Origin of the sequence: Nocardia sp. XZ_19_369, assembly GCF_015355715.1 — a bacterium.
Lineage (GTDB): Bacteria > Actinomycetota > Actinomycetes > Mycobacteriales > Mycobacteriaceae > Nocardia.
The window spans coordinates 495,117-512,213 of sequence record NZ_JACVED010000005.1 but is presented as its reverse complement, the minus strand read 5'-3'; the positions used below and the strand labels follow the sequence as shown (position 1 = coordinate 512,213).

Genomic DNA, 17,097 nt, shown 5'->3' with positions numbered 1-17,097 from the left:
TCGACGATGCTCGCCTCGGAGCCAGAAGTACAACAGATAGTCCTTCTCGAAGCTAGAATCGACAGTTATGGAACTGCGTCAGCTCCGCTACTTCGTCACCGTGGTGGAGGAAGCCAATTTCACCCGCGCCGCCGCGCGCCTGCACCTGGCACAACCGGGGCTGAGCGCGCAGATCCGACAGCTCGAACGCGAGCTCGGCCAGCAACTACTCGACCGTGGCGGCCGTACGGTGACGCCGACCGAGATCGGCACCGCGGTGCTGAAGCACGCCCGCGCCGCGCTCGCCGCCACCGAACGCATCACCGAGACCGTGGACGAGTTCACCGGCCTGCTGCGCGGTCACGTCCGCGTCGGCCTGATCTCCGGTGCCGCCACCGAGGAGCTCGACGTCGCCGCCGTACTCGCGGACTTCCACGACGACCACCCCGAGGTCGGCATCAGCCTCACCGAGGACACCTCGGAACGCATGCTGGCCGCGCTGAGCCGCGGCGACCTGGACGTCGCGCTCGTCGGGTTGACCGGCGCGGCAATGGATTCCGGCATCGGCCTGGACGTGGTGCTGGAAACCGCCGTCGTCGCCGCGGTAGCCGCCGACGACCGAACCCACGGCGCCGACATCCCGCTCACCGACCTCCGCGATCACCCGCTGATCTGCCTGCCACCGGGCACCGGCATCCGCGGTGTCCTCGAACGCTCCTGCGCGGCAGTGGGGTTCGAGCCGAACATCGCCTTCGAAGCCGCCGCTCCCCCACTGCTGCTCCAGTTGGCCGCCCGCGGACTCGGCATCGCCGTGGTACCGCAGTTGACCGCCGCGGAAGCAAAAGCCTTCGGCGTACGCACGATCCGCATCATCGAACCCGAGCTACACGGCCGGCTGGCCCTGGCCTGGCGCACCGACCGGCCCGCCGCCCCCGCGGCAAAGGTCCTCATCGGCCAGCTACGCATCGCCCTGCGGCCATCGGAAGTGGTTGCGCCAGAACCAAAGTAAGCCGCACACCGTTTGCGTAACCCGCACACCCGGTACAGGCGGTGTGCGGCTCAGGCAAAGGGTGTGCGGCTCAGCGAGTGATCAGAGGAGACGGGACAGGAAGGCTTGGGTGCGTTCGTGTTTGGGGTTGGCCAGCAGCTCGCGGGGGGCGCCTGCTTCGACGATCACACCGGCGTCCATGAAGACCAGTTTGTCGGCTACCTCACGGGCGAAGCCCATTTCGTGGGTGACCACGACCATGGTCATGCCGGACTGGGCCAGTTCCCGCATCACCTGGAGTACCTCGCCGACGAGCTCCGGGTCCAAGGCCGAGGTGGGCTCGTCGAACAGCATCAGCTTGGGGTCCATGGCGAGGGCGCGGGCGATGGCCACGCGCTGCTGCTGGCCGCCGGACAGCTGGGCGGGGTAGGCATTCGCCTTCTCCGCCAAGCCGACTCGGTCGAGCAGCTCCTGCGCCTTGGCCATCGCATCGGCCTTGCGGACCTTCTTGACCTGGATCGGCGCCTCGATCACGTTCTCCAGCACGGTGCGGTGCGGGAACAGATTGAAATGCTGGAACACCATGCCGATTTCGCGGCGCTGCCGGGCCGCCTCGCGCGGATGCAGCTCGTAGAGCTTGCCGTTCTTCTCCTGGTAGCCGACGAGTTCACCGTCTACGTAGAGCCGACCGGCGTTGACCTGCTCGAGGTGGTTGATGCAGCGCAGGAAGGTGGACTTGCCCGAACCGGACGGCCCGATCACGCACAGCACCTCGCCGCGCCCGATCTCCAGCGAGACACCCTTGAGCACCTGCAGCGCACCGAAATTCTTGCAGACCCGGTCCGCGACAATCATCGGTTGAGCGTCTTTGACAACACTCATGACTCCGCCTCGCTGGCGCTCGGCTGCGTCATGTGCGTTGGCACGCTGCGTCTTGGGTTCGCTCGCTGACGCTCCCTCACATCCGCACTCATTTCGCCTTCACAATCGTCTGGGCGTCGGCCAGGTCCTGCAGCTGCTTACCGGTCAGCTGCCTGGACAGGCCGCGCGAGTAGTAGCGCTCCAGGTAGAACTGCCCGACCATCAGCACGCTGGTGATCGCGAGGTACCAGGTGGCGGTGACCAGCAGCAGCGGAATCGGCTGGAAGTTCACGCCGTAGATCTCGCGGGCCCGGCCGTAGAGGTCGGTGCTCAATGGCAAGGCGGTGACCAGCGAGGTGGTCTTCAGCATGCCGATGAGCTCGTTGCCGGTGGGCGGGATGATCACCCGCATCGCCTGAGGCAGCACCGTCCTGCGCATGGTCAGGCTCCAGGACATGCCGAGCGCGGTCGAAGCCTCGCGCTGCCCTTCACCGACGGAATTGATGCCGGCGCGCACGATTTCGGCCATGTAGGCCGCTTCGTTGAGCCCGAGGCCGATCACCGCGAAGGTGAACGCGGCCTGCATGTTCTGCACGTTCAGCTCGAACAGGTGCGGGCCCCACGGGACGCCGAGCACGATCTGCTTGTACAGCGACGGGAACAGGCCCCAGAACACCAACTGTACGAAAACCGGTGTGCCACGGAAGATCCAGAGATACACCCAGGCCGCCGAGCGCAGCACCGGGTTCGGCGACAGCCGCATCACCGCGAGCAGCGTGCCGAGTGAGACGGCGATCGCCATGGCGAGCACGGTCAGTTCGAGGGTGACCACCGCGCCGGCGAGAATCCGGCTGTCGAACAGGTACTTACGGTAGGTACCCCACTGGTATGCGTCATTGGTCGCGGCACCGTAGACGAACAGTCCGACGAGCACCAGGATGACCGCGGCGGCGATCCACCGACCGGGCCTACGCAGCGGAACCGCTTTGATCGGTTCCGGTTCGTTGGAATCCTCTGCCACACCGGGCCCGGGGTCACCGGGCTCCGGCTTGGTTTCCTTCGAGGTCATTCGATCAGCTCGCGGCGCCGTTGATGACCGACTTGGTGATGGCGCCTTCCTCGACGCCCCAGTTCTTGGCGATCTCCAGGTACTTGCCGTTGTCGACCAGGCTCTGCACGGCCTGCTGCAGCACGGCGGCCAGCGGCGAACCCTTGGCCACGGCCCAGCCGTAGAGCGCCGCACCGTAGGCCGCCGCGCTGGTCTTCTCGATCTTGCCTTCGCTCTTCTGGATCGCGTACACCGTCACCGGCAGGTCCGCGGCCATGGCGTCGACCTGGCCGAGCATCAGCGCGTTGGTCGCGGCGCTCTGCTCCTCGAAGGACTTGATGTCGATCGCGGGCTTGCCTTCGTCCTGGCACTTCTTGCTCTTGGCCGGCAGATCGTCGGTGTCCTGGATGGTGGTCGCCTGCACGGCGACCCGCTTGCCGCAGGCGTTGTCCGGGTCGACCGGCTTGCCCTTCTGCTGCGCCCACTGGGTGCGCACGTTGAAGTAGGTCGTGAAGTCGACCTGCTGCTCGCGCTCCTTGGTGTCGGTGATCGAGGACATACCGACGTCGTAGGTGCCTGCCTGGATGGTGGGGATGATCTTCTCGAAGGCGGACTCGAGGTACTCGGCCTTCACACCCAGGGTGGCGGCGACGGCATCCATCAGGTCGACGTCGTAACCGACGATCTTGCCGCTGGGATCCTTGTACTCATTGGGCTGGTACGGAATGTTCACGCCGACAACGAGCTTGCCGGACTGCTTGATCTTGTCGGGGAGCTGCGCCGCGATCGAGTCGTTCTTCTCGACCTTCACCTTCTCCACGGCGGGTCCGGAGTCTTCGGTGTTACTACAGCCCGTCAGGACAAGTGCGCCTCCGGCGAGTACGCACACCGCCTGCAGGGCGCGCCTGCCAAGAACCGATCGAACAGACACAGCAGCCCTCCACATTTCGGATTCAAGAAACCCGGGTGTCACCACCCGTTGGCAATCTAAGCGACCGAGACGCTTCGTGCTGGACAGTAACGGAACTTTCATCCGTTCCTTGTTGAACACTCCGAGCTACCACACTCTGACTACCGGCGGTGGACCCTAGCACAAACTTGTTCGGTGAACTCGCTGGTCGATGCCAGTCCGCCCAGGTCCGCCGTGGCGATGCCCGCCTCGAACGCTGCGGCGACACCCCGTTCGATGCGTTCGGCGGCGTGCTGGAGGTCGCCGCGCCGGTCCCGAGTCCCCAACCAGCGCAACAGCATTGCCGCCGACAGTTGCAGGGCGGCGGGGTTGGCGCGGTTGCGCCCCGCGATGGTCGGCGCCGCGCCGTGCACCGCCTGCGCCATCGCGTGCGTCGCCGAGCAGTTGAGCGAAGCCGCCAGCCCGAGCGAACCGCTCAGCTCCCCTGCCAGGTCGGAGAGGATGTCGCCGAACAGGTTCTCGGTGACCAGCACGTCGTAATCGGCGGCCGCGCGGACGAGATGGGCGGCCGTCGCGTCGACGTGTTCGTCGGTGACCTCGACCCCGGGATAGGCGTGGGCAATTTCATAGCACACGTCGCGGAACAGACCCATCGTCATCGGCAGCACATTGGCCTTGTGCACAATGGTCAGTCGCTTGCGGCGCGTCGTGGCGAGCCGCAGCGCCTCGTGCGCAATCCGCGCACAGGCCTGCCTGGTCACCACCCCGACCATCATCGCGACGTCCTCGGTCGGCCGGAACTCCCCCGACCCGGCGAACATATTGCGATCGGCGTAGAAACCTTCGCTGTTCTCCCGGACGATCACCAGATCGATCGTCGGCGCCGCCGCCCGCACACCGGCGAACGCGCGAGCCGGACGGATGTTGGCGTACAGCCCGAAGCGCTTGCGAATGGCGCCGCCCGGCGCGACCGTGGTGCGGTGCTCGGCCGGGTAGGAGGCGTTGTCGTGCGGGCCGAGGATCCAGGCGTCCACGTCGTCCAGTGCCTGCAAGGTCTGCTCCGGCAACGGGTCGCCGTGTTCTTCGATGGCCCGGTGCCCCATCAACAGCGGCACCCATTCGATCGGCGCGGCACCCGCCGCCGACACCGACTCGTCGACGACCTGCCGGGTGGCCCGCACCACTTCCGGTCCGATGCCGTCGCCGTCGATCAGTCCCAGTCGCACCACATCATCTTCGCGCCGCGCTGCGCCAACGGGCGCACCGACCCACCGACCGCTACCGTCCGGAGACCATCTGGTCAGGCGGGATTTCCCGGCGGCAAGCCTGGGTATACGGCCAGGGGACGGCGATCGGTGCCGCACGCGTCGATCGGCCGTGGATGATTTAGGCAATGGCCGGCGTTGTAGTCGGCATACCGAATACGAGAGGACGTCATGGCCACCCAGACGCTGACCCAGCAGAATTTTGACGAGGTAGTCACCGGAAACGACGTGGTACTCGTCGATTTCTGGGCTGAGTGGTGCGGCCCGTGCAAGAGCTTCGCGCCCACCTTCGAGGCCTCTTCGGAGAAGCACGCCGATGTCGTGTACGGCAAGGTCGACACCGAGTCCGAGCAGGGGCTCGCGGCCGCCGCCAACATCCGCTCCATCCCGACCATCATGGCCTTCCGGGAGGGTGTGCTGGTGTTCGCACAGCCCGGCGCGCTGCCCGCCGCCGCGCTGGAAGACCTGGTCACCCAGGTGAAGGAGCTGGACATGGACGAGGTGCGCAAGCAGCTCGCCGAGCAGCAGGCCGGCGCCGAGCAGTAGCTCGCTGAATCAGAAGGGCCGTTCGTCGCGCGCGCGACGATCGGCCCTTCTGCTGTGTCAGCTACCGAGCAGATTGACGCCGGCAATCATCGCGCGAACCGTAGATTCCGCGCTGTCGTCGGCCAGTGCGGCACCCCAGCCGCGCCGGCCGTTACACTCGCACTGCACGAAGGTCGCGGTGCCTTCGCCGGTGCGGCGCTGGTGGAACTGCAGAATTTCGACGTGGTAGCCCTCCTCGTAGAGGGCCGAGGTCATCGCCGCGACGAGGCTGCCGGAGGCGACCACCGTTCGCAGGTGGTCGGTGAACTCCAGCGTAACGGCGAAATCGGCGCTTCGGCTACCGGCGGGCGACCAGTCACCGAGCCGAATCGGCCCGGTGTGCTCGCAGTAGCGATCGTGGAACTGCGCCGGGGTGAGGTCGGCACTTTCGTGGCGCAGACCCTTGGGGGCGGCGGCATGGAACGCGTGGGTATCGAGAGTGAGGATTGTCATTGAAAGTAGGTCTTCCCGAGGAATGTCGTGGCTCAGTTGACAGAGGGGACCAGCACTAACAAGTCATTCAGCCCGCAGCGAGGGGGCCGGTCCGAATCAGACCCCGCTACGGCGGGTTACTACGAGGAGAAGTCGCCGCTGCGCCACCATCGCGGTAAGCGGAATTAGCGCGGCGCTGTCGCGGTCTGCGACGTTGAGCGCTGCGCTGTGGCGGTCGGCGGGATTCGGCACGCGCTTGAGGATAGGGACATCCCAGCGCAATAGCAACCATATTTGATGCCCGATTTGTCTACCGGCCGGTAGCCTTTGCCCAGCTCAGGGCCGCAGAGCGGCAATGCGGGCCGATCACGGCCGTTATGCGCGGCACATGTTCAGCTCGGCGTCATCTCCGTGACATCTGCACAAGCGTGTCGGGAGGGCGTGTCGCGTTGGTGAAACGACGCGATCCGGGCCCGAGGACCCGGATCCCGTGGCGTGGACCTCGCACTGAGTGCGGTGGATCAGTCGGCGACGACCTCGTTCAACTTGCCGGTGGCCACGTCGAAGATGAAGCCACGGATCGAATCCTTGTGCGGCACGAACGGACTCGCGACGATGCGGGCAATCGATTGGCGCACATCGGTCTCCAGATCGGTGAACGCCTCCGCCGCCCACTCCGGCTTGATGCCGACCTCCTGCTGGATCGACGACTTGAAGTCGTCGTCGGTGAAAGTGAGCATGCCGCAGTCGGTGTGGTGGATCAGGATGATCTCGCGGGTACCGAGCAGGCGCTGGCTGATCGCCAGCGAGCGGATCTCGTCGGCGGTGATCACGCCGCCCGCGTTCCGGATGACATGCGACTCCCCCTCCTGAATGCCAAGCGCCCCATAGACATTCAGCCTGGCGTCCATGCACGCGACCACCGCGACCTGCTTGGCGGGCGGCAGCGGCAGCGGTCCGGCGAAGCTGCTCGCGTAGGCAGTGTTGTTCTGCAGGTACTCATCGGTGACGGTCATGGGCGGTCCCCTGCGTTAGGTATGCGTGGCTGCTTATATGTGGCGTGGCCCACGATAAATACGCGCGGGCTCCAGCGGACCGGTCCTGCTCACCGTGATTCGTTTACTGGCGTGCCGACAGCGACACATGCTCACCTCACATTGCCGGGGGCGACCAGATGATTCACTGGCGCACAGCTGGACACGCGGCGTAGCCAGCCTACGGTCAGGTGGGCCGCAGCCGAACGTGCTGCGCAGCCTTCCCACGAGGTCCGGTGGCAGCTGCACGGGGCGGTGCAGCCAGCCCACGAGGCCAAGTGGGCAGCTGGCCGGTGACACAGCATTCCCGTGCGAGTTAGACGGCCCGCTGCTCTCGCGACCCGGCGTTACCGACAGGGATGCCCTGGCGACCGGAGCGCGCAAGAGTCGCGGGATCGCCGCACGCTGTCGGGGCGACCGCACACATTTCGACGTTCCGCACACTTTCTGATGTTCCGCAGAGGCAATCGCATGCGATTCCCGGTGCGGGACATCAAGAAGTGTGCGGCGATGGCGGGCGGCCGCCGAGTCGAAACGTCCCGCCGAGGAGGTTTGGCGGCGATGCGGCTTGACCCTGACGCTGCGTCAGGGTCGGAGGCTTTACGCATGATCAACAACACCACCTCCGCGGCTCGGCTCGCTCCCCCGATCGGCGGATTCCAGGAGATCGGAGGCCGCCGGATCTTCCTGCACCGGTCGGGTAGTGGCGGGCCCGCCGTCGTGTTCTTGCCGGGCGCCAGTGCCGTCGGTCTGGACTATTTGGGTGTCCAGCAACAGGTTTCACAGTTCACCACCGCGGTGCTGTACGACCGTGGCGGCACGGGCTACAGCGATCCGATCCCGTTGCCGCGCACCCTTACCGCCGTCGCTACGGAGCTGCACGAGTTGCTGCACGCCCAGCAGATCCCCGCCCCGTACGTGCTCGCGCCGCACTCACTCGGCGCCCTCTACGCGCACCGGTTCGCCCAGCTGTACCCGCAGGAAGTCGCCGGGCTGGCCTGGTTGGACGGTCTGCACCGCGACTGGGACGACTTCATGCCACCGGCGGCGTCCTTCGCCGAGTTCGAGCGGCAGGCACCCGGTCCTGAGCAGCTCGAACAGCTGCGGCCGACCCTGCGCGCGATGAACACCCAGTTGTTCGCGGACTACCCGGAGCCGGTGCGGCAGTCGCTGATCGAGGCCAAGGACAGTGCTGAATGGCGCGCGGTCGGCATCGGCGAGCGCGGCACGCTGGCCGCGCTCGCGGCCGAATTGCAGGCCGGGCCAAACATTCCGGACGTTCCGGTGGTCGCACTCAGCGTGCTGGGTGAGGACCCCACACAGGACGCGGCGACGTTGCGCGCGATGCAGGACGGGCGGGCGCGCATGGACGCGGCACTGGTGGGTTCGGTCTCGCACGGCGAGCAACGGATCCTCTCCGACACCATGCATCACCGGCTGTGCTTCGACCGCCCCGATGCAGTGGTCCAGGCGATTCGCGACGTGATCGCGCGGGCACACAACTGAGTGCACCCCCGACGCCGTAGCCGCGAGGCAATCCACGACGCGATCGACCCAAGCACACAGCCGAGTAGACCCACCTGACGCAGTAGCCGCGAGGCAATCCACGACGCGGTCGCCTGGACACGCGGCTGAGTGCACCCACTCCGGCGGGCCCGTCGGCGTACCGCCCTAGACTCGACGCGATTATCTTCGCGAAGATCCGAGGAGGACGGTGCTCACGATCGGCCGGTTGGCGGCGACCGCCGGCGTGACCGTGCGCACCGTCCGGCACTACCACCAGGTGGGGCTGCTACCCGAGCCCGAGCGCGATGCGTCGGGTTATCGCCGCTACAGCGCGCAGGCGGCGGTCGATCTCATCCGAATCCGGACGCTCGCCGATGCCGGTGTGCCGCTGGCCCGGATCGACGTATTGCTACATGCCGATCCGACCGAGTTCGCCGCCGCCATCACCGACATCGACGGCGCATTGCGACGCAAGATCGACGAGCTCAGCGAATACCGCCGCCGGATCGCTGAATTGGCGGGTGGCGAGAGCCTTGTCCTGCCCGCCGAGGTGGTCGCCATCCTGGACCGGATGCGCGATCTCGGGGTGAGCGAGCAACGGGTGCGCCTCGAGCGCGACGCGTGGATCCTGATGCAGGCACTCGAGCCACACGTCATGCCGCAGCGAATACGCGACAAGAACGCCGGTTTGGCCGACCCCGAAATGCTGCGCCTGTATCTCGCCTGCGATCAATCGGTCGAGTGGGATCCACAAGACCCACGTCTCGACCAACTCATCGATGACCTGGACGCCTGGGAGATCCGGCACGAACGCGACGGCAGTGCGTCCGGATACCTGAAGCTGGTCACTTCGCAGATCTCCGAGGCGTCACCGGCCTGGCAGCGCGTCCTCGAGGTGCTCGCGCACCGCGCCAAGCACCGCCGCACCGTTACATCCGGCAGCTGACCTCGATCCGCGGCACGCCAGCGATGCCAAGTGCCACAGCAACATTGCTTGCTGCACAAAGCGTCGAGATGCACCCGATTGCGCGCCGAGGCTCGCTGTTTCGAGCCGGACCGCCAGGCCGCCGCGTCGAGCCGGACCATCAAGCCGCCGCGTCGCGCCGAGCCGCCAAGCCGCCGCGTAGGGCCGGACCGCCAACCCGCCACGTCGAGCCGGGCCATCAAGCCGCCGCGTCGCGCCGAGCCGCCAAGCCGCCGCGTAGGGCCGCGCCGCAGCGCTGCGGCGCGGCCCTACGCGAGTTCGGTGGACTTGTTGGCGAATCTCAGCAAGCTACGGCTTGCCAGGTTCCATCGAGAAAGTTGGAAAACAAAGCAACTGTCTCCCCCGGAACAATCCACTTGCATGGCGTTTCTTGTCCGAGGGTGTACAGCTGAACCTTCACATGGATATTCGACGAGCAGTCGTTGCGCACGAAATAGGCCCATTGCGAGCCGGAATTGGATGGTCCCTGCACGGATACACCGCAGCGTCCGGGATCCGCTTGCGCAGTCGTCGTCGGCGACGCCAGGACGTAAATTCCGGCGATTGCCGTTGCCGCCGCGACCGACGCGGCGATGTTCTTCATGTTTGTCATATCAGTTCCTTTGGGATCGAACAGGTTTCAGCAGCTGAGCGGTTGCCATGTGCTGTCGCCCACTGGATCCCAGAAGGTCGCGGTGTCGTGTGCGCCGACCCACTGACAGGTCTGACCGTTCCCGGCCTGCGCGTCGCGGCCGAGGGTGTACTGGTAGACCCGGAAATTGGCACCCACCGAGCAGTCGTTGCGCATGAGATAGATGACGCTCGGTGCGGCGGCTTTGCCGGTATCCACACCGCTGGAGACGGTAACTCCGCACCGCCCTGGATCAGCGGTCACGGTGGCCGTCGGAAACCCCACGGTAATGGCCGAAGCCGCAATTACCGTGGCGGCCAGCGCCAGACGTCGAACTTGGATATGCATAATTCCCCTCCCATAGGCCGCGCTATGCAGTGGAAATCCCCAGATTCCGTCGCGGCAAATGGACTGTAACACAAGGCTTTTTATCCGTCACCCGCTACGGAACTACTTGGCAGGCCGCTGCTCCGGATCGATGGCGAGCCCCGAAATGAGCTGCTCGATCACCGAGCGGACAGCCTCAGTGTCCGCGATGATGTCTTCGCTGTGCGCGAGGTATTGCGCGGCTTCGTCCAACGCGCCGACGATGACCAGCGCCAGCGGCCGCACGGGTTGCGGTCTGACCCGCCCCGCGGCGATGGCCCCGGCCAACGCGTTCTCCACCCGACCGATCGTGTGCCGTAGTTCGATCTCCCGCCATCGGCGCCAGCCGAGCACCGCAGGGCCGTCCAGCAGCGCGATCCGTTGCACTTCCGGAGCGGTCGAGGCCTGCAACCACGCCAAGCAGCCCACGATCAGGTCGGCGAGCGGATCATCGGAATGCGACGCGGCGACCGCCGTGCCGATCACCTGGACCAGGCTGCGTTCGAGGTCTTCGAATACCGCCTCGAACAGCTCCCGCTTCTCACTGAACTGGTGGTAGAGCGCGCCACGACTCACCCCGGCCGCCTCGGCCACCGCGACCGTACTCACCGCGCCATATCCGTGCTGCCCGAACAGTTCTCGCGCGGCCCGGACCACCGCACCGCGGGTCGAGGCCGAACGTTCGGCTTGGGTTCGACGATCAGCGTTCATAGCGACGTCGAAGTCTATGGCAGTGCCGCACCCGGCTTCGATCCGAGCCAACGCACCCCTTGACCGGCGGTGCCGCCATCCGGGAACATACAGTCAGTCTGTTTGTATCTTGGAGAGATTCAGCATTATGTCTGCGAGCACCACCGAACTGTTCGAGCGCTATCACGCCTGCTGGGCCGACCGCGACCCCGACCGCATCGTCGAATTGCACACTCCCGACTCGATATTCCACCTGCACTCCGGGAGCGAGCCCGCGCGAGGCCGCGCCGAAATCCGCGCCGCCGCCGCGCAAACCTTCGCCCTGGTCCCCGATCTCACCTTCCACCTGGTCAACCTGCGGGTCGGCGACGACTTCTGGGTGGTTCAGTGGCGGCTGACCGGCACCTCGGTCACCGGCAACGCCGTCGATGTCGACATCGCGGACCTGGTCCTGGTCGAGAACGGCGCGGTGCGCGAAAAGCACACCTACGTAGACGGAGTGGCGATGCAAGCTGCACTGGCCGCACCCGCCGACATCGCCTGAGCCAGCGAATTATCCTCGGCCGCAAGGTGGTCAGCCGATCACGGCCGCACCGGTTCGAGCGGCCGAGGACGCACGACGCCGGCGATCCGGTCCGCCGACCGAACCGGATCCTCGGCGTCCCACCGGCGGCCTCCCCTCACACCGAACATCCGCCACCATGTCCCCTCGAAACGGCCCGTCAACGCCGAACGGGACGCCACGGCGGCATTCACCGAGTGAAGCCTCCGCCATATCCCGCTCGTGTACAGCGCCGTCAGCCGACGGGACATAGCGGCGGCAACCGCCGCGTTGACCCGCCGCGTCCCACAAGCCAGGGCCGTCCGCGCACCCAACGGGACATCGCAGCCGAAACGCCGCGCAGATTCGCCACCACGCCCCGCTGACGAGTGCGATCAATGCCCGACGGGACATGGCGGCGGCAACCGCCGCGTTGACCCGCCATGTCCCACCGGCCAGGGCCGTCAGCACCCAACGGGACATCGCAGCCGAAACGCCCGCGCAGATTTGCCACCACGTCCCGTTCACGAGTGCGATCAATGCCCGACGGGACATGGCGGCGGCAACCAGCGTGGCATCGGCGTCGACAGTGCTCGGTGCGCGCGGCAGCCACCACCGTCAGTGCGCGGCGTTGTCCCAACTACGACCGGTACCGACCGAGACGTCGAGGGGCACCGAGAGGTGGATCGCGGCGGCCATTTGTTCCTTGGCCAGCGCCTCCAGGGTTTCCCGTTCACCCTCGGCGACCTCGAACAGCAATTCGTCGTGGATCTGCAGCAGCATCCTGGAGCGCAGGCCTGCGGCCTCGATCGCCTTGTGCACGTTGATCATCGCGACCTTGATGATGTCGGCGGCGGTGCCCTGGATGGGGGCGTTGAGCGCCATCCGCTCGGCGGCTTCGCGGCGCTGCCGGTTGCTGGAGTCCAGGTCGGGCAGGTAGCGGCGGCGGCCGAACAGGGTCGAGGTGTAGCCGACCTTGCGGGCCTGCTCGACCACCTCGTACAGGTAGTCGCGGATGCCACCGAAGCGGTCGAAGTAGACGTCCATCTGCTCCTTGGCCTCGGTGGTGCTGATCTTCAGCTGGGCGGCCAGGCCGTAGGAGCTCAGGCCGTAGGCCAGGCCGTAGGACATCGCCTTGATCCGGCGGCGCAGCTCCGGGGTCACCTCGGCGATCGGGATGTCGAAGGCCTTGGACGCCACGAAGGTGTGCAGGTCTTCACCCGAGTTGAAGGCCTCGATCAGACCTTCGTCGGCGGACAGGTGCGCCATGATGCGCATCTCGATCTGGCTGTAGTCGGCGGTCATCAGCGACTGGTAGCCCGCGCCGACGACGAAGGTGTCGCGGATCTGCCTGCCGGTGTCGGTGCGGATCGGGATGTTCTGCAGGTTCGGCTCGGTGGAGGAGAGCCGGCCGGTGGCGGCGATGGTCTGGTTGAACGTGGTGTGGATGCGTCCGTCGTCGGCAACGCATTTCAGCAAACCGTCCACTGTCACCTTCAGTCGCGTCGCGTCGCGATGCTCGAGCAGGTGCTGCAGGAACGGGTGCTCGGTCTTCTCGAACAGCGACTCCAGCGCGTCGGCGTCGGTGGTGTAACCCGTCTTGGTGCGCTTGGTCTTCGGCATGTCGAGCTCGTCGAACAGCACCACCTGCAGCTGCTTGGGTGAGCCGAGGTTGATCTGCTTGCCGATCACCTCGTAGGCCGCGTTGGCCGCCTCGGTCACCTTGTCGGCGAACTGGCGTTGCAGCGTCTCCAGCTGGTCGGTGTCGACCGCGATGCCGGCGTCTTCGAGGTTGGCCAGCACGCTGAGCAGCGGCAGTTCCATGTCCTCGAGCAGCGGGACGGATTCGATCTGCTGCAGTTCGGTGTCGAGCGCGTCGGCGAGGTCGGCGACGGCCCTGGCGCGCAGCATCTCGGTCTGGGCGAGTTCGGCGTCGACGGTGTCCTCGTCGTCGAGCAGCGAAAGCTGGGGGGTCTCATCGGTTTCGGCGCGCAGTTCGCGGCGCAGGTAGCGCAGCGAGAGGTCGTCGAGGTTGAAGCTGCGCTGGCCGGGGCGGACCAGGTAGGCGGCCAGCGCGGTGTCGCAGGTGAGCCCGCCGAGCGTCCAGCCTCGGCCGGTCAGTGCGTGCATGGCGGCCTTCGCCTCGTGCAGCGCCTTCGGCACGGCCGGGTCGGCGAGCCAGGCGCCCAGTGCGGCTTCGTCTTCCGGGGTCAGGATCGAGACGTCGATGTAGCCGCTCTCGCCGTCGCCCGCCGCGATGGCCAGCGCGCGCACGTCACCGTTGCCGGGGGTGCCGGAGCCGACGATCGAGACGCCCTGCCGGACACCGGCTTTCGCGTGCTCGGTGAGCCAGTCGGCGACCGCGCCCACCTCCAGCGCGCCGCCGCTGATCTCGAAGCCCGCCTCGGCCTCCGGCTCCTTCGGGGCCAGCGTCTCGAACAACCGGTCCCGCAGCACGCGGAACTCCAGGTCGTCGAAGAGCTGATGGATCTTGTTGCGGTCCCACGGCTGCTGCGCCAGCTGGTCCGGGGTGTACGGCAGCGGCATGTCGCGCACCATCTCGGTGAGCTGGCGGTTCAGGATGACGCTGCTCAGGTTGGCGCGCAGCGCGTCACCGACCTTGCCCTTCACCTCGTCCACCTTGTCCACCAGCGAGTTCAGGTCGCCGTACTCGCGGATCCACTTGGCCGCGGTCTTCTCACCGACGCCGGGGATGCCGGGCAGGTTGTCGCTCGGGTCGCCGCGCAGCGCCGCGTAGTCCGGGTACTGGGTGGGGGTGAGGCCGTACTTGGCGAACACCTCGTCGGGGGTGAACCGGGTCAGGTCGGAGACGCCCTTGCGCGGGTAGAGCACCGTCACGTTCTCGTTGACCAGCTGGATGGCATCGCGGTCACCCGAGACGATCAGCACTCGGAAGCCCTCGTCCACGGCCCGGGTGGTGAGCGTGGCGATGATGTCGTCGGCCTCGAAGCCCTCGATCGCCATCACCGGGATGCCCATCGCGCCGAGCACGTCCTTGGTGAGTTCGACCTGCCCGCGGAACTCGTCCGGGGTCTGCGACCGGTTCGCCTTGTACTCCGGGTACGCCTCGGTGCGGAACGTCTTGCGGTTCACGTCGAACGCCGTCGCGATGTGCGTCGGCTTCTCGTCGCGCAGCAGGTTGATCAGCATCGCGGTGAATCCGTACACCGCATTGGTGGTCTGCCCCGTCACCGTCTTGAAGTTCTCCGCCGGTAGCGCGAAGAACGCGCGATAGGCGATCGAATGCCCGTCCAGCAACAGCAGAGTCGGCCGGTCTCCCGGTGCGGATTCGCTGGAGCCGGACGCGGTGACAGGACGCTGAGCAGTCGTGGGTGAACTCACGCCCCAGAGTCTAGGGACCAGCACCGACAAGGTGATACGCCGACACCCACCCACCCCCAAACCCCGCCCGTTCGTTGCCCGAACGTGGGACGGCAAGCCGCGCCGATCCTGCTCGCGCCCGGCCCGTTCGCGGCGACCTTCTCCTTCACCCCCGAAGGCCTCCGACGCCGCCCACCGGAGTACGAATTCTGAGGCGGGCGGCGCAGGGGGTTACAGGGTGGCGACGAGTTCTCGGAGGACGGGGAGGCTGAGGGAGCCGGAGCCGAGGACTACGTCGTGGAAGGCCTTGATGTCGAAGGCGCTGCCGAGGCGTTCGGTGGCGGCCAGGCGCTGGCGGCGGATTTCCAGTTGGCCGATCTTGTAGCCGACGGCTTGGCCGGGCATGCCGATGTAGCGGTCGACCTCGGTGGTGATCTCGGCGATGCCGGCGGGTGCGTTGGCCACCATGAAGTCGATGGCCTGCTGCCTGCTCCAGCCTTTCGCGTGCAGGCCGGTGTCGAGGACGAGGCGGCAGGAGCGCATGGAATCGCCGGACAGCATGCCGAGGCGGCCCAGATCGTCCTCGTACAAACCCATTTCGTCGGCGAGCCGCTCGGTGTAGAGCGCCCAGCCCTCGACGAACGCGGTGTTCGCGTACGACTGGCGCTGGAACCGCGGCAGGTGGTCGAGTTCGTTGGCGATGGTGAGTTGCAGGTGGTGGCCGGGGATGGCCTCGTGGAACGCCACCGCGGCCGTCTCGAAGCGACCGCGGCCGGTGGGGTGATAGGTGTTGACGAAGTAGGTGCCGGGCCGGGAACCGTCCGCGGCGGGCGGAAAGTAGTACGCCGCAGGGGCGTCGGCGGCGAGGAACTCCGGCATCGGCACGATCTCGCAGGATTCCTTGGGCAGCCTGCCGAACCAGTTGCCCACCTGGGCGTTCGCGGAGGTCAGCGCGTGCCGCGCGTCGAACATGATCTGTTCGCCGTCGACGTAACACAGCGCGGGATCGTCGCGCAGCCTGGCGAAGATCTCGCCGAGGTCGGCGGTGCCGAACAGCCGCTCGCCGATCGTCGCGTATTCCTCACGCAGCGCCGCGAGCTCGGTCAGTCCGAGCTCGTGGATTTCGTCGGCACCGAGCTCGGGCAGGGTGGTGTGGTAACGCAGCTGGCGCTGGTAGATGTCCGCGCCGTCGGCGCCGAGCCAGCACAGGCCCGGCTTGTCGTCCGGCCGGCTCGCGGGCAGCAGCTCGTTGAACAGCACCTCCCGGTAGCGCTGGAACGCCGGCCGGATGACATCGCGTGCCACCTCGGTCAATTCGGCGCGCCAGTTCGCCTCGCCAGCCCAGTTCGGCGGACCGGCGAAGGTGACGAACGGATCCTCGGCCAGCTCCGAGGCCAGATATCCGTCGAGCTGGTTCAGCGACCGCTCCAGGGTGATCCGGGGCGGCGTGCGGCCCGCGGCCAACCCGTCCCGGAACCGATCGACGGCCTGCGCGAGCATGGTGTCGAACTGCCGGAAGCGCTGCACCAGCGCGAGCGCGTTGGCCGGCTCCGGCGCGTTGGTCTGCGGCGCCATCGTCAGCAGGTAGGCGTGCACGCCCTCCATCTGATCGGAGGCCATTTCCAGCGGACGGCACTCCAGCCGCTGGATCGCGCCCGCCAACTCGGTGCGCAGCAGGCTGCGGGTGGTGCGATCGGTGGCGTCGAGCCGCTCGGCGTCGAACGCGTCGACCTGGCGCAACAGGTCGCGCCAGGTCGACAGCAATTGTTGTTCGGCCGCGGCGGACAGATCCTCGACCCGATCGTCGAAGCGCCGATCGCCGAGCAGTGTCGCGTCGCTGGGTTTGGCCTCCAGGAAGGTGTCCCAGTACCGCTCGGCCAGACCTGTCAGCTCATCGTGACCATTCATGGTCACGATCATGCCTCGAGGACGGCCTTGCGGCCCTGGGGATTACA

General features: G+C 66.9%; 16 protein-coding genes. 5 read left to right on the top strand and 11 right to left on the bottom strand.

All coding sequences use genetic code 11. The annotated features are described in order from the left end of the window. Positions 1-67 precede the first annotated feature (67 nt). Positions 68-988, top strand: a complete 921-nt coding sequence (locus IBX18_RS21290) for a LysR family transcriptional regulator (RefSeq protein WP_194835306.1) — start codon at positions 68-70, stop codon at positions 986-988. A gap of 81 nt (positions 989-1,069) precedes the next feature. Here IBX18_RS21290 and IBX18_RS21285 read toward each other — a convergent pair whose 3' ends face one another. The 4 genes from IBX18_RS21285 to IBX18_RS21270 form a co-directional block, all read right to left on the bottom strand. After that, positions 1,070-1,822, bottom strand: coding sequence for an amino acid ABC transporter ATP-binding protein (locus IBX18_RS21285; protein ID WP_135235999.1), 753 nt, complete (start codon positions 1,820-1,822; stop codon positions 1,070-1,072). Between the two features lie 115 nt (positions 1,823-1,937). After that, complete coding sequence (locus IBX18_RS21280; RefSeq protein ID WP_228541454.1) at positions 1,938-2,897, bottom strand: amino acid ABC transporter permease; 960 nt, start codon at positions 2,895-2,897, stop codon at positions 1,938-1,940. 4 nt (positions 2,898-2,901) lie between these two features. After that, positions 2,902-3,807, bottom strand: coding sequence for an ABC transporter substrate-binding protein (locus tag IBX18_RS21275; RefSeq protein ID WP_306796346.1), 906 nt, complete (start codon positions 3,805-3,807; stop codon positions 2,902-2,904). A gap of 140 nt (positions 3,808-3,947) precedes the next feature. Continuing rightward, positions 3,948-5,012 (bottom strand): isocitrate/isopropylmalate dehydrogenase family protein, encoded by a 1,065-nt coding sequence (locus tag IBX18_RS21270; protein WP_194835304.1) that lies wholly within the window; start codon positions 5,010-5,012, stop codon positions 3,948-3,950. A gap of 210 nt (positions 5,013-5,222) precedes the next feature. Here IBX18_RS21270 and trxA point away from each other — a divergent pair, with 210 nt between their 5' ends. Then, a complete protein-coding gene (gene trxA, locus IBX18_RS21265; protein ID WP_135235996.1) occupies positions 5,223-5,597 on the top strand; it encodes a thioredoxin in 375 nt (124 codons plus the stop codon). 57 nt (positions 5,598-5,654) lie between these two features. Here the strand turns inward: trxA and IBX18_RS21260 are convergent, their stop codons facing one another. Continuing rightward, positions 5,655-6,089 (bottom strand): 2-keto-3-deoxygluconate kinase, encoded by a 435-nt coding sequence (locus IBX18_RS21260; protein WP_107655279.1) that lies wholly within the window; start codon positions 6,087-6,089, stop codon positions 5,655-5,657. 500 nt (positions 6,090-6,589) lie between these two features. After that, positions 6,590-7,084: a carbonic anhydrase gene (locus IBX18_RS21255; RefSeq protein WP_194835303.1), complete on the bottom strand. Its 495-nt coding sequence runs from the start codon at positions 7,082-7,084 to the stop codon at positions 6,590-6,592. Positions 7,085-7,708: 624 nt separating this feature from the next. Between IBX18_RS21255 and IBX18_RS21250 the strand changes: the two genes are divergently transcribed. Both IBX18_RS21250 and IBX18_RS21245 read left to right on the top strand, forming a co-directional pair. Further along, positions 7,709-8,608, top strand: coding sequence for an alpha/beta fold hydrolase (locus tag IBX18_RS21250; protein WP_194835302.1), 900 nt, complete (start codon positions 7,709-7,711; stop codon positions 8,606-8,608). 208 nt (positions 8,609-8,816) lie between these two features. Then, entirely contained in the window at positions 8,817-9,554 is a 738-nt protein-coding gene (locus tag IBX18_RS21245; RefSeq protein ID WP_194835301.1) for a MerR family transcriptional regulator, read from the top strand. Positions 9,555-9,873: 319 nt separating this feature from the next. On the opposite strand, the gene IBX18_RS21240 is transcribed toward IBX18_RS21245, so the two are convergent. The 3 genes from IBX18_RS21240 to IBX18_RS21230 form a co-directional block, all read right to left on the bottom strand. Then, the gene (locus tag IBX18_RS21240) at positions 9,874-10,185 is read right to left on the bottom strand and encodes a hypothetical protein (RefSeq protein ID WP_194835300.1); all 312 of its coding nucleotides are present in this window, start codon (positions 10,183-10,185) and stop codon (positions 9,874-9,876) included. Between the two features lie 27 nt (positions 10,186-10,212). Next, positions 10,213-10,422, bottom strand: a complete 210-nt coding sequence (locus IBX18_RS21235; protein ID WP_194835299.1) for a hypothetical protein — start codon at positions 10,420-10,422, stop codon at positions 10,213-10,215. A 231-nt stretch (positions 10,423-10,653) separates the two neighbouring features. Continuing rightward, positions 10,654-11,280 (bottom strand): TetR/AcrR family transcriptional regulator, encoded by a 627-nt coding sequence (locus IBX18_RS21230; RefSeq protein ID WP_194835298.1) that lies wholly within the window; start codon positions 11,278-11,280, stop codon positions 10,654-10,656. A 127-nt stretch (positions 11,281-11,407) separates the two neighbouring features. On the opposite strand from IBX18_RS21230, the gene IBX18_RS21225 reads away from it, so the two are divergent. Continuing rightward, complete coding sequence (locus IBX18_RS21225) at positions 11,408-11,803, top strand: nuclear transport factor 2 family protein (protein WP_194835297.1); 396 nt, start codon at positions 11,408-11,410, stop codon at positions 11,801-11,803. 615 nt (positions 11,804-12,418) lie between these two features. Here the strand turns inward: IBX18_RS21225 and polA are convergent. Together polA and IBX18_RS21215 are read right to left on the bottom strand one after the other, a co-directional pair. Continuing rightward, positions 12,419-15,163 (bottom strand): DNA polymerase I, encoded by a 2,745-nt coding sequence (gene polA / locus IBX18_RS21220; RefSeq protein WP_194835296.1) that lies wholly within the window; start codon positions 15,161-15,163, stop codon positions 12,419-12,421. 210 nt (positions 15,164-15,373) lie between these two features. Next, positions 15,374-17,050 carry a DUF885 family protein gene (locus IBX18_RS21215; protein ID WP_228541453.1) on the bottom strand — a complete coding sequence of 559 codons (1,677 nt, stop codon included), beginning with the start codon at positions 17,048-17,050 and terminating at the stop codon, positions 15,374-15,376. Positions 17,051-17,097 lie beyond the last annotated feature (47 nt).

Excerpts from the sequence above, each read along its gene's own strand:
- IBX18_RS21290 (WP_194835306.1), top strand. The coding sequence starts at position 68 with ATGGAACTGCGTCAGCTCCGCTACTTCGTCACCGTGGTGGAGGAAGCC.
- IBX18_RS21285 (WP_135235999.1), bottom strand. The coding sequence starts at position 1,822 with ATGATTGTCGCGGACCGGGTCTGCAAGAATTTCGGTGCGCTGCAGGTG.
- IBX18_RS21280 (WP_228541454.1), bottom strand. The coding sequence starts at position 2,897 with ATGACCTCGAAGGAAACCAAGCCGGAGCCCGGTGACCCCGGGCCCGGT.
- trxA (WP_135235996.1), top strand. The coding sequence starts at position 5,223 with ATGGCCACCCAGACGCTGACCCAGCAGAATTTTGACGAGGTAGTCACC.
- IBX18_RS21260 (WP_107655279.1), bottom strand. The coding sequence starts at position 6,089 with ATGACAATCCTCACTCTCGATACCCACGCGTTCCATGCCGCCGCCCCC.
- IBX18_RS21255 (WP_194835303.1), bottom strand. The coding sequence starts at position 7,084 with ATGACCGTCACCGATGAGTACCTGCAGAACAACACTGCCTACGCGAGC.
- IBX18_RS21250 (WP_194835302.1), top strand. The coding sequence starts at position 7,709 with ATGATCAACAACACCACCTCCGCGGCTCGGCTCGCTCCCCCGATCGGC.
- IBX18_RS21240 (WP_194835300.1), bottom strand. The coding sequence starts at position 10,185 with ATGACAAACATGAAGAACATCGCCGCGTCGGTCGCGGCGGCAACGGCA.
- IBX18_RS21230 (WP_194835298.1), bottom strand. The coding sequence starts at position 11,280 with ATGAACGCTGATCGTCGAACCCAAGCCGAACGTTCGGCCTCGACCCGC.
- IBX18_RS21225 (WP_194835297.1), top strand. The coding sequence starts at position 11,408 with ATGTCTGCGAGCACCACCGAACTGTTCGAGCGCTATCACGCCTGCTGG.
- IBX18_RS21215 (WP_228541453.1), bottom strand. The coding sequence starts at position 17,050 with ATGAATGGTCACGATGAGCTGACAGGTCTGGCCGAGCGGTACTGGGAC.